General features: G+C 34.6%; 14 protein-coding genes and 1 pseudogene. 7 read left to right on the forward strand and 8 right to left on the reverse strand.

The annotated features are described in order from the left end of the window. From AXW61_RS16815 to AXW61_RS16835, 5 genes are all read right to left on the reverse strand, one after another. On the reverse strand, nucleotides 1–706 hold a 706-nt coding region (locus tag AXW61_RS16815), incomplete at its 3' end, for a DUF4172 domain-containing protein (protein ID WP_155858688.1). Nucleotides 707–1,002: 296 nt separating this feature from the next. Further along, on the reverse strand, nucleotides 1,003–1,200 hold the full coding sequence (locus AXW61_RS16820) for a hypothetical protein (RefSeq protein ID WP_004637135.1): 198 nt from the start codon (nucleotides 1,198–1,200) through the stop codon (nucleotides 1,003–1,005). A 69-nt stretch (nucleotides 1,201–1,269) separates the two neighbouring features. Further along, nucleotides 1,270–1,497, reverse strand: a complete 228-nt coding sequence (locus tag AXW61_RS16825; RefSeq protein ID WP_004637137.1) for a hypothetical protein — start codon at nucleotides 1,495–1,497, stop codon at nucleotides 1,270–1,272. 98 nt (nucleotides 1,498–1,595) lie between these two features. Next, nucleotides 1,596–1,811 (reverse strand): cold-shock protein, encoded by a 216-nt coding sequence (locus tag AXW61_RS16830; protein WP_004637138.1) that lies wholly within the window; start codon nucleotides 1,809–1,811, stop codon nucleotides 1,596–1,598. Between the two features lie 735 nt (nucleotides 1,812–2,546). Continuing rightward, nucleotides 2,547–2,807 (reverse strand): hypothetical protein, encoded by a 261-nt coding sequence (locus AXW61_RS16835; protein ID WP_062035464.1) that lies wholly within the window; start codon nucleotides 2,805–2,807, stop codon nucleotides 2,547–2,549. Nucleotides 2,808–2,855: 48 nt separating this feature from the next. Between AXW61_RS16835 and mobQ the strand changes: the two genes are divergently transcribed. The 3 genes from mobQ to AXW61_RS16850 all read left to right on the forward strand — a co-directional run bounded on the left by mobQ (nucleotide 2,856) and on the right by AXW61_RS16850 (nucleotide 6,635). Then, nucleotides 2,856–4,403 (forward strand): MobQ family relaxase, encoded by a 1,548-nt coding sequence (gene mobQ / locus AXW61_RS16840; RefSeq protein WP_276204024.1) that lies wholly within the window; start codon nucleotides 2,856–2,858, stop codon nucleotides 4,401–4,403. A 641-nt stretch (nucleotides 4,404–5,044) separates the two neighbouring features. Then, complete coding sequence (repM, locus tag AXW61_RS16845) at nucleotides 5,045–5,944, forward strand: replication initiation protein RepM (RefSeq protein WP_171254101.1); 900 nt, start codon at nucleotides 5,045–5,047, stop codon at nucleotides 5,942–5,944. 76 nt (nucleotides 5,945–6,020) lie between these two features. Then, on the forward strand, nucleotides 6,021–6,635 hold the full coding sequence (locus tag AXW61_RS16850) for a plasmid replication DNA-binding protein (protein WP_062035467.1): 615 nt from the start codon (nucleotides 6,021–6,023) through the stop codon (nucleotides 6,633–6,635). Between the two features lie 176 nt (nucleotides 6,636–6,811). Here the strand turns inward: AXW61_RS16850 and AXW61_RS16855 are convergent, their stop codons facing one another. After that, the gene (locus AXW61_RS16855) at nucleotides 6,812–7,363 is read right to left on the reverse strand and encodes a macro domain-containing protein (protein ID WP_062035469.1); all 552 of its coding nucleotides are present in this window, start codon (nucleotides 7,361–7,363) and stop codon (nucleotides 6,812–6,814) included. A gap of 56 nt (nucleotides 7,364–7,419) precedes the next feature. On the opposite strand from AXW61_RS16855, the gene AXW61_RS16860 reads away from it, so the two are divergent. The 3 genes from AXW61_RS16860 (at nucleotide 7,420) to AXW61_RS16870 (ending at nucleotide 8,715) form a co-directional block, all read left to right on the forward strand. Then, complete coding sequence (locus AXW61_RS16860; protein WP_033134783.1) at nucleotides 7,420–7,896, forward strand: DUF1643 domain-containing protein; 477 nt, start codon at nucleotides 7,420–7,422, stop codon at nucleotides 7,894–7,896. 230 nt (nucleotides 7,897–8,126) lie between these two features. Then, a complete protein-coding gene (locus tag AXW61_RS16865; RefSeq protein ID WP_062035471.1) occupies nucleotides 8,127–8,414 on the forward strand; it encodes a BrnT family toxin in 288 nt (95 codons plus the stop codon). Beyond that, nucleotides 8,401–8,715, forward strand: a complete 315-nt coding sequence (locus AXW61_RS16870; RefSeq protein WP_057691017.1) for a BrnA antitoxin family protein — start codon at nucleotides 8,401–8,403, stop codon at nucleotides 8,713–8,715. The genes AXW61_RS16865 and AXW61_RS16870 overlap by 14 nt, the downstream gene beginning before the upstream one ends. Nucleotides 8,716–8,794: 79 nt before the next feature. On the opposite strand, the gene AXW61_RS16875 is transcribed toward AXW61_RS16870, so the two are convergent. Then, nucleotides 8,795–9,553, reverse strand: a complete 759-nt coding sequence (locus tag AXW61_RS16875) for a hypothetical protein (protein ID WP_057691016.1) — start codon at nucleotides 9,551–9,553, stop codon at nucleotides 8,795–8,797. A 168-nt stretch (nucleotides 9,554–9,721) separates the two neighbouring features. Between AXW61_RS16875 and AXW61_RS16880 the strand changes: the two genes are divergently transcribed. Continuing rightward, nucleotides 9,722–10,060 (forward strand): hypothetical protein, encoded by a 339-nt coding sequence (locus AXW61_RS16880; RefSeq protein WP_062035473.1) that lies wholly within the window; start codon nucleotides 9,722–9,724, stop codon nucleotides 10,058–10,060. 91 nt (nucleotides 10,061–10,151) lie between these two features. Here the strand turns inward: AXW61_RS16880 and AXW61_RS16885 are convergent. Continuing rightward, nucleotides 10,152–10,658 (reverse strand): annotated as a pseudogene (locus tag AXW61_RS16885) (Fic family protein); the annotation flags it as partial.

A 10,658-nucleotide genomic window follows, 5' to 3' on the forward strand; every position in this document is an offset into this window, starting at 1 on the left:
CATATAAACGAATGCTCTGTTCATCCATTTGAGCTAAAGAAAGGTCTGTAAGTGTACGTGTAATACGTCCATTACCATCATCAAAAGGATGTAGGGTAACAAACCATAAATGGGTAATACCTGCACGTAACAGAGGATCAAGCAATGAATCATTTAGACTTTGATTAAACCAATCTATGAAGGCATTTAAGCGTTCTTCTAAGCCTTGTCTTGGCGGTGCTTCAAAATGCACTTTAGGATAGTCCAATCGACCTGAAACGACCTGCATAGGCTCTGCCCCCCTAAGTTGACCAATGCGTAAACGGTGCATTGTCCAATCTGGGTCATTGAAAAGCCAACGATGCCACTGCATGAGACGATTAACAGTCAATGGTTGCTTAACATCGTTAAGCGCATCTAGCATGATATTGGCTAAACCTTCTGATCGATCTGAGCTTGGATAAGGCTGTTCAAGTGTGACACCTAAGCGTTGAGCTAGAGATGATCGTAGTGAAAAAACATTGATCGTTTCGTTTTCAATCGCAGATGAAGCAACAAGATTGGCAAGCAGAGTATCTAGGGTGAATTGCTCTTTTGCTAAATCATGCTGACTTTGCCCCAGAATAATCCCTATTTTTTGATGTATCTGTCTGGTTTTAGGTAAGATAACTGAATCTAGCCATGTAAAATTTGTCCAGTTTTCTGCTTGCCAAATCCATTTCTGCATTTTCAATCGCTCATCTAAAATTTCAGATGAGTTGAATATAGCACTTATTCGGCTCATAACAAGAGCCGAATATGATAATTAATCAGCTCATTTTTTATAGGACATTTTAATTGGTGAATAACAGAAATATATCGGCTTTTTTATAAACAAACTTGATATGTTTTTCCAAAAAATAGAGATCATTTGAGAATATTTGTATTTTCTACTTTTAAACTCAATTATTTTTAGGGGGATGACCTGAGAGCTATTAGCTCTCGTTTCTTACAATGCGTATCGTATTGGTTTTAAAATACTATCTATAAAATTTTAAAAATTTTTCCACTTACAGTACTTTGAAAAAACATTTCAAAACTAGGTCGAATATCTTCTCCATCAACGGTGATATGTCTTATATTTGAGTGAGATTGCGTATCGGCAAAATGATGATCTACTGTTGCTTGAATAGCTTGTTTAACCCCAAACTGGTCTTTTACGTTGAGAGTCTGTTTAAACATATATATCCCCTTAATAAAATTATAGTGGCAGAAATCTACCCCAATTCTTAATACTTGTTGATGTTGGCTCTAAGCAACTTTATGACTTAATTTAAATAGCTGATTTAAAGAAGTGTAAAATGTACGGCCATCCAAATTTAAATCAACCTCGATTCCAGATGAAAGAAGGACTCTTTTACCTACTTCGATTTTTTTTGAACCTTGACGTGTATTTTGCATTTTATGAAGAGGAATTAATGAAACAATAATTTCAGTACCATTTTTAGATTTTGCAATTAAATTACTTAATTTCAACAAATTACATCCTATTTTTTAGAAAAATTTTAATTTTTAAAACAAATTTTGAAGTATAAAAAAAGCACTCATGAGTGCTTTTTATTACTGTCTATTATTACTTAGATAGCAACAATATTTACAGCATTCGGTCCTTTTTGACCTTGAGCTACACTGAATTCAACTTGCTGGCCTTCCATTAAGGTTTTGAAACCTGAACTTGCGATTTCGCTGAAATGAGCAAAAACGTCTGGACCTGATTCTTGTTGAATGAAACCAAAACCTTTAGTTTCGTTGAACCACTTAACAGTACCTTTAACAACATTTGAGTTTGACATAATATATCCTACTGATTTTTAATAATTTTTAGTCATTATATTGACCGATTATAACTTGGAAAATAATAAAGAATGGAACTTAAAATCTAAAAACGAAGGATTATGACTAAAACTGCGATACTTAAGGAAGATTTACCGAAACGAGACTTTTTTTCTAGTTGAGTTAAATATACAGTAAAAAGAAAAATAATCAAGTTTTTTTAATAGTTATATTTATTTTTTTGATAAAAGAAAATTATATTTCATAAAAAAGCCTTATAGTCTCTCTCGGAACTATAAGGCTTATTAAGCGCTGTTAGTTTTCTCTTAATCACTTACTTTCCAATGTAAATTAGCTATTTTGGCTCTAATTGATACTTAGTCCTTAAACGCTTATTACCCACTATCCTTAGCAGGTTATGAGTACAATTATTTTACCGATAGGTAAAAAATTTAGATATAAGACAAAAGACGAATATTTGAGAGAATCAGTTTAAAAAGCTAACAATTCCACACTCTCCCTTATCTTACCCAGATATTTCCTTAGGTAAGTATTCAGGCTCACAATTAGACAACGCTGTTTGATTTTCAAAGAACGTGGTTACAGCAGATTAGAAATAGGCCAATTATTCGGATTTTAAATTTAAAATTTTTCTAAAATTAAGATAATACACTCTACAAAAAAGCCCGTGATTCGGGGCTTTTACTTATTTATTTAACATAAAATCTCTTATACGAAATTTGAATGCTAAAACATTAAAGATTAAATAAATTTCTGTCTCTTTCTTCAGTTAAATACTCGTTCATTTCAGCGAGTATTTTTTCCTTATTAGCTTCATTTTCCATCTTCTTCAGCAAGTAAGAACCCAATAGAATTTTACGTCTCGTATCATCCTTTCGCTCTTGTTCTTTTTTCTTGGCTTTTTCACGAGCGAGAACAGCTTGCTTCTGTGCTTTAAGCTGTTTTAAGCGTTCTTCTTGTTTAGCAATCTGTTGTTCTAAAGATTCTACTTTCATCGTCACTCTAATACCTAAAAAACTACAGCTAGCATAAGCGTACATGAATTGAAATTCAAGGTACTGTCTGCTATCGTGGTTTTCCCCGAAGGGCGCACTTTACCATTGAAAATAATCTTCGATTTTTTCAATGGAAGTACGGCAGGAGAAAATCCCCTACAACCCCAAACCAATCTGCATAGATTAGTAAAATTCGAAATCGAATTTAAGAGCAAAGGCAAAATGGCAATTTATCATTTTTCAGTCAAGACAATAAGCCGAAGTGCAGGACGTTCAGCCGTTGCATGTTCTGCTTATCGTTCAGGTGAAAAACTGATAGACGAAAGACAAGGCAAAGAACAGGATTACACAAGAAAAACAGGTGTCGAATTTACAAAAATTTATGCCCCTGAAAATGTTAATCCTGAGTTACTCGACCGCAATCAACTTTGGAACACTGTTGAAAAGGTTGAACGTCGAAAAGACGCAAACCTAGCAAGAGAATTTGAAATTGCTTTTCCGCATGAACTCAATGCCCAACAACGTCAAGCAATGCTCAATGAATTATGCGGAGAACTGGTCAAACGACATGGTGTTATCGTGGATGCAGCCATTCATGCTCCACACACCCAAAGCGGAAGTGATGAACGTAACTATCACGCTCATATCATGTTTACAGGCCGTCAAATCGACCTAGAAACAGGCGACTTTGCCAAAAAGAGAAATCGAGATTTTAACAAAGAAAATTCTAGCCAGACCGTGAACCAATGGCGAGAAACCTTTGCCGACCTCACCAATCAACACCTGGCACGAGCAGGCTACTTGTCTAAGGTAGATCACCGTAGCTATGCAGATCAGGACAACGGACTACAGGCGACCATTCACGAAGGTAGCAAGGTCACACAACTACGCAGACAGGGCATTGATACCGAAATCAGCCTAAAAAACGATTTAATCAAACAGCAAAATACAGAAAAACAGCATTTGCCTGAAATTTTGAAAGGATTAGAGCAAGAAATCCGCCTTACTGAATCCCAAATCGACAAATACAAACTAGATATGAGCCTAGAAACGATCAGAAAGCTCTCTAGCACGATGGAAACACCAAAACAGGCAGAAACACCAAAACCACAAGAAAAGCCCTTAGATCGCAAAATAGAGCCATCTACGCGCATAGAAAAACCTAATTTAAGTGCTACACAGCAATTTAATTTGCTTACGGAGCAATTGGCACGTCAAAAACAGCAAAAAGTTATCGATAAACTCAGAGCAGAAATGAAAGAGCTTAAATCGGATTATGCAAAGCAAACCGAATTGTCTAAGAAACCTAAGCCTATGTTTTTTGGCAAGGTCAAATGGGAACAAGAGCAAGCAGAGATCAGAGGAAATTTAAATAATATCAAACGAAGATTTGATACGAACAAAACTAAAATTTCTCATTTGGAAGAACAAAAACCTTATGTTAGCCATGAGGACTACAAGGCTGTGGCTGAAAAAAATCCTACTTTGCATCGAGAAATGTTGAAAGAAAAAGAACAACAGGAACAAATTAGGCAAAGACAAAGAAATCTAGAACCTACTCGAAGTCGAACACCATCCAAAGACCGGGAACGATAGTCCAAACTGTCACAGATCCAATTCAGCAAAAGCAGTCATCAGAGAGGGAAGTAAGCGATTTATCTTTATGTCGCTCACACTCCGTTCGCTTTGTACTTTTCTTTTTGACTCAAATAGGTTTAAACCGAGCGAGTGTCTACGAGCGATTGAACACCATCAAAATTTCGCCCTTGCCTTTTCCCTGATTACAAGCTCCCTTTCGATTTTAAACGGTAAGTACAGAGCATCCCGAATGGGTGCGAACAAACTTTATTTGCTTCTAGACCGAGCAAAGCGAGGATAAAAACTCATGAGCGAAGCGAATTCCGAGTTGCTTTTTCTTTTTCAGAATTGATTCTACGTATTTGCTAAAAATTGCCCCTTCGAACTGAGCGAAAGCGAAGTTCAATAGAGTTTGAGCGTAGCGAAAACATAGGGCAATTTTTCATAATCCCTTTTTAATTATATTTTAAATCTTTTAAATCTTTTAGGCTCTCTGAAAGGCTTTGATAGAAGGGCTTTCAGCTCTTAACTATGAGGGATTGACTACTAACTATGAGGGATTGACTACTAACTATGAGGGATTGACTACTTAACTATGAGGGATTGACTACTAACTATGAGAGAATTATATTACTCATAGTTAGTTTATCGAAATTAAAATTATGAGTACATCTAAAAAAGAATTGATCGTTAAATCAAATCAAGTAATTGAGGCTTCATATCAACTTAGCTCAACAGAACAACGGATTGTGTTAGCTGCTATTAGTAAGATTAGTCGGGCTGAAGACATTACAGATGATGAAATTTATCGCGTAACTATTGATGATTTAAAAAAACTTGGGGTTCATGAAAAAACAGCTTATAGAGATCTAAAAGATGGTGTAAACCGCTTATATGACCGATCAATTAATTTAGCTATTGATGATGAATCAATTAAAATGAGATGGATTCAATCCATACGATTTTTAGAGAGTAAAAGCGTTGTAGGAATTCGGTTTTCTAAAGAAATTTTGCCGTTCATTTCTAATCTAAGTCGTGAATTCACTAAGTATTCGTTATCGGACATTGCTGGTATGAGTAGCGCATATGCTATTCGTATTTATGAGCTATTAAGCCAATATCGTTCCATAGGAAAAAGAGAGATTTCCATCGAATCCTTAAGAAGCATGTTGGAGTTAGGAAAAAGATATCCATTGTCTGCTGATTTGAAGAGATGGGTTATTGATACTGCTGTAGATCAAATCAATGAACATAGCCCTTTAAATGTATCTTACGAGCAGATAAAGACAGGTCGAAAAGTCACACACATCCACTTCACGTTTAAAGAAAAATCAAAAAGTATTGAGCACAAATCCGAACATAATAATTTTTATAAATTGACAGATTCACAAATTAATATGTTTGGTAATCAGCTTTCACGCTTACATGAAGTATCTCACCTAGCACAACAAGGTGAAAGTTATGACGACTTAGCCATTAGAATTAAAGATATGCTTCGAGATCCAATTCAACAAAAACCACTTATTCCTCATCTTAAAAATTTAGGCTTTAAGGGATAAAGATTCATTGTGTATGTAGCGGTTGACTATTTGTTAATGTATCTTAGTTCACATAATAGACAACCAAAATTACAAGATGAAATCACTATCTGTTATTGAGCTTTCAAACCTCTATGGAATGACTCGTCAAGCCATCTATAAGCAAATTAATAAAGGTAATTTAAGTAAGAATAGCGACGGTAAAATTGATCTTTCCGAAGCTATTCGTGTCTTTGGCGAACCATCTAGAAATGTAACCAGTTCACAGACAACCGAAACACGAAAGTTGTCAGAAGTTCACCTACTAGAACAACAGGTTTACATGCTTCAAAAACAGCTTGAACAGGCTCATGAGCGTGAGCAATTCCAACGTGAGGAACTAAAAGCTAAGAATGATCAGTTACATGTCAAAGATGAACAAATTGAAGCTATACAACGCCTATTAGGAGCTCCAAAAGCTAATACAACTAGTTCCATCGACCCAAAATTAGATATAACAACAGACCATAGGTCAAAAAGTGAGTCGAACTATGATGGATTGACTACTCAATCAAAAGAAGCTCATTTAGAAGCGGAGATCCAAAATCAGCCGAAACATGACGGATTGACTACTGATGAAAGGACTAATAAACGGATTCCTGTTCCTGAACAGGTTGAACCTGAGCCTAAAAAACGTGGCTTTCTGAGCCGTTTTTTCCTGCCCTATGGTTAATCTGAACTACACAAAGTCGTGGAACAATGATCAATAATTGATCGTGGAACATGATAAATCATTAAAAAAGCCCAATCGGTAGCGATTGGGCTTTTTACTATACGATAAGACTATGAATTATAATAAATAATTTAGAGCATTTCGTATAACGTGTATTATGTTAATTGTAGGAAAACTTAAATTAAGATTTCAATTTTAGGGTCATCAATATTTTCTAATATGCCCTTATAAATCTCGTAATTTACTATGTCATAGCAGACAAAAAAGACTTCTTTCACTCCATTATAAAAAGGTAATTCTGACAAGATAGTACCTATAGCAATTTCTGCTGCTAGCTGCTTAGGAAAGTTATAGACCCCAGTTCCCATATTCGGAACAGAAACTGTTTGAGCTTTAATTTCCTCTGCTTTTCTTAAAGCACTACTATAAGTATTACACAATAATTGTGGTTCATTTTTTTCACCATTTAGCCATCTAGGAGCAACCGCATGAATAACAAATTTAGCAGGTAGGTCACCTGCAACGGTTACTTCTGCACAGCCAGTCTGACAACCACCTTTTGTTTTATTTAGATGGATACAAGCCTCTTTCATCAGAGATCCTGCTTTTTTATGAATGATATAATCTAGGCCACCCCCACCTAATAAAGATTTATTTGCAGAACTAATAAGAGCATCTACTGGAAATTCTGTGATATCTCCATGAATTAAATTCACTTTCTTTTTCATAAGAATTAGAGGTTATGATACAAGATACATAATCATATATTTAAATAGAGGGGTTTATGGAAAAGGGTGCAATAATTTCAGATTGTAGTAAATATCGTTATTCACTTTGGCGTATTTGGGATAAAGAGAAACCTATATTTACATTTATTGGCCTAAATCCTTCAACAGCAGATCATATTCAAGATGATCCAACTATCAATCGCTGTATTAACTTTGCTAAAAGTTGGGGGGGTGGTGGCATCTACATGGCTAATCTTTTTGCATATAGAGCCACTGATCCACAAGAAATGATGTCTCAGGAAGATCCAATTGGCCCTGAAAATGATGCTTACTTGCAGCAATTAGCTACAGAATCTCATCAACTTATTGCTTGTTGGGGAAATGCTGGAATATTTAAAGACAGATCAACTTTTGTAAAACAACTTCTAAAAGATAAGCTCCATTATCTTAAATTAAATAAAAGTGGAGAACCTGGGCATCCTCTGTACATACATTCTTCAACAGAATTAAAGCCTTTTTTAGAACCCATTTAACATAATAGAGCTTATACGAAACGTGTTTTTAATATTACTTTAAGATCAGTATCTTATCGTTATTCATACCCTCTGGAACGTTCTCGTTCAACCGACTTGGAAACAAGTCGGCTTTTTTATGATCGTTTTTGATAGTTCTTGCCAATAATTTTGACTAAAAATTACGCTTTTCAGCTTGAGTGATACAATTTTGTGATACATTATTGTATATACAAATTTGAATGTTTTTTATGGAACAGTATTTCGAATGGGATGGGGCAAAGAATCGAAAGAATCAGAAAAAGCACGATGTCTCTTTCGAAACAGCAAGCCTTGTTTTTGAAGATCCTCTAAGGATCTCAATCCAGGACAGACATACCGATGGCGAAGAACGTTGGCAGACCATTGGAAAAGTGAAAGGCGTACTAATGCTCTTAGTAGCTCATACCATCTTTGATGAAGATGACTGTGAAATCATACGAATCATTAGTGCAAGACAGGTAACTAAAGCAGAGCGAGATAAATATGAGCATGGTTAGATACTCACGCAAAGAACTGAATGAAAAATTCAGCGACAAGCAAGATGCTGAAATTGAACGCTTGCTTGCTAAGGGAACGGTTCCTGACGATCAGCTAGATCTATCAGATATTCCTGAAATTACCGACTGGAGTAATGTTGTACTCCACAATCAATTCTATCGTCCAGTAAAGCAACAAACTTCAATTCGGTTAGATGCTGATGTGCTTGCTTGGTTCAAAGCACAGGGAAAAGGTTATCAAACACGTATGAATGAAATCTTACGGGATGCTATGCTCAAAGAATTAAAAAATCATCAATAAAAATGGGAACTTAGGCTCCCATTTTTAATTTCGTATAAGGTGTATTAGGTTGATTTTAGAAATATTAGTAAAAATGATATCAATTACTAACTCTAATTTGAGCTTTAAAATCATCAATATTTTTGCTTGCATCAAAAAGTTTAAAGTATTTCAATGCTACCTTTCGTGCTTCATTTGAAGATGCTCTCCAATGGGCTGGATGAGGCACTCGAAGTACAAGGGTTTCATTATTCCAGATACGCATAGTAAATTTATCTACATGCTCTCCAGTCATTATTTTCTCGTTGCTTAAGAGTTCTAAACTTTCTTCAAGTTTAGGGAAATTATTGTGATATTGACCAGTGAAAAAAATAACTTTAGGTTTTAATCGTTTTATTTGCTCAGACAAATTTTGAATAGATAATTTTTCTAGATGTACGGAAATTTCTTCATATTCAGATTTCTTCCTGAATGTATTAAAAGACTTTTTCTTATAGTCAAAGAAGTAAAAGTTTAACCACTGTACAGGTTCATTATTATTAATCTGTTTAACTTTCCTCAAAAATTGAAGAAAACGACTTTGATCTTTTGTTTGTCCATATAATTCAGCATGGCGGTCTTTACTTTTTTTAATCACATTTTCAAAGCTAATATCATCATTTAGGAAATCTTTTAACCGCCCTTGCCATCCTTTAGTTTCTTGACCAACTATAAGCACTTTATTCTTCGAGAAATCAAATAAAGGATCAAAATTAGGGATAAATGGGTAACTCAAATCATGTAAACATTCTTTTTCAGCAACAGATAAGTGGTCTAAATACTCTTTTAACTTTTCCAATTTTGGCGTGTATTCAATCAATTTTTATATCCATTAAATAAAGTTAATATTAGGCCTCTTGCGAAAGTATCATTTTTAACTATTTTAGACTTTGATATTTATTTAAAAATCAACAATTATCACTGATTAAATTTTGACTAACGCAAGAGGTCTAGTATATAGAATATTATATAAAGATAGGTATGCCATATGAAGATTGGAATTTTTTGGTATTGGAAAGATGAGGTCTTAGGAGTTGCACATGATTTCGCTCTTTCAGATATTGACTCTATAGGGTTAGCCGATAGTAATTATGCTCATATAGAGTATTGGAAAGTTCTTCAAAGCAGGATGAATGATTTGAAATATATAGAATATGAAGAAATTCCAAGAGGAAGAGCTATTTTTAATTCAAAATTAAATAAACTAGTAATTTATTTGGACAAAAGTCTTCTAATACGCTCTAAAGTTGAAAAAATTTCTCAATTTTATGAGGCTAACTTTGAACAAATAATTATTAGAAGTGATCCACATTACAGAACAAAATAAATCTATTTAACATAAAATCTCTTACACGAAATCCAGATTTAAGACATAAAAAAGCCCGACATCCTGTCGGGCTTTTTTATGTCTTAAATTTCTATAACTGAGTATTGATCTGATAGCGTGTATTACGTCCCCCACCTTCCAATTTGACGATACAACCTTTCTCAAGTAAGTCAGATAAATGACGAGTAGCTGTCGCCTTACTTGTTTTAGCAACTTTTTGATATTGTGACGCGCTAATACCATGTTCAAAGCCATTTTCCCCACCGTCTAATAAACGATTGAGGACTTTGCGCTGTTCTTCACTCAGGGCTAAATTTGAATATTTATGCCAAAACTGGCTTTTAAATAATGTCCGATTGATCTGTACTAAGGTTTTTTCAAGGCTATCATTCAATGTATCTAAAAACCAAACTAGCCAATCGGTGATATCAGAATCATTTTTTTGAGTTTGTTCTAATATCTCATAGTAACTTTTACGTTTATTCAATATCGCAGTAGACATAGCATATAAACGAATGCTCTGTTCATCCATTTGAGCTAAAGAAAGGTCTGTAAGTGTACGTGTAATACGTCCATTACCATCATCAAAAGGATGTAG

It is taken from the genome of Acinetobacter sp. BMW17 (assembly GCF_001592855.1).
Taxonomy (GTDB): domain Bacteria; phylum Pseudomonadota; class Gammaproteobacteria; order Pseudomonadales; family Moraxellaceae; genus Acinetobacter; species Acinetobacter johnsonii.

Excerpts from the sequence above, each read along its gene's own strand:
- AXW61_RS16820 (WP_004637135.1), bottom strand. The coding sequence starts at position 1,200 with ATGTTTAAACAGACTCTCAACGTAAAAGACCAGTTTGGGGTTAAACAA.
- AXW61_RS16830 (WP_004637138.1), bottom strand. The coding sequence starts at position 1,811 with ATGTCAAACTCAAATGTTGTTAAAGGTACTGTTAAGTGGTTCAACGAA.
- AXW61_RS16835 (WP_062035464.1), bottom strand. The coding sequence starts at position 2,807 with ATGAAAGTAGAATCTTTAGAACAACAGATTGCTAAACAAGAAGAACGC.
- AXW61_RS16850 (WP_062035467.1), top strand. The coding sequence starts at position 6,021 with ATGAAATCACTATCTGTTATTGAGCTTTCAAACCTCTATGGAATGACT.
- AXW61_RS16855 (WP_062035469.1), bottom strand. The coding sequence starts at position 7,363 with ATGAAAAAGAAAGTGAATTTAATTCATGGAGATATCACAGAATTTCCA.
- AXW61_RS16860 (WP_033134783.1), top strand. The coding sequence starts at position 7,420 with ATGGAAAAGGGTGCAATAATTTCAGATTGTAGTAAATATCGTTATTCA.
- AXW61_RS16865 (WP_062035471.1), top strand. The coding sequence starts at position 8,127 with ATGGAACAGTATTTCGAATGGGATGGGGCAAAGAATCGAAAGAATCAG.
- AXW61_RS16870 (WP_057691017.1), top strand. The coding sequence starts at position 8,401 with ATGAGCATGGTTAGATACTCACGCAAAGAACTGAATGAAAAATTCAGC.
- AXW61_RS16880 (WP_062035473.1), top strand. The coding sequence starts at position 9,722 with ATGAAGATTGGAATTTTTTGGTATTGGAAAGATGAGGTCTTAGGAGTT.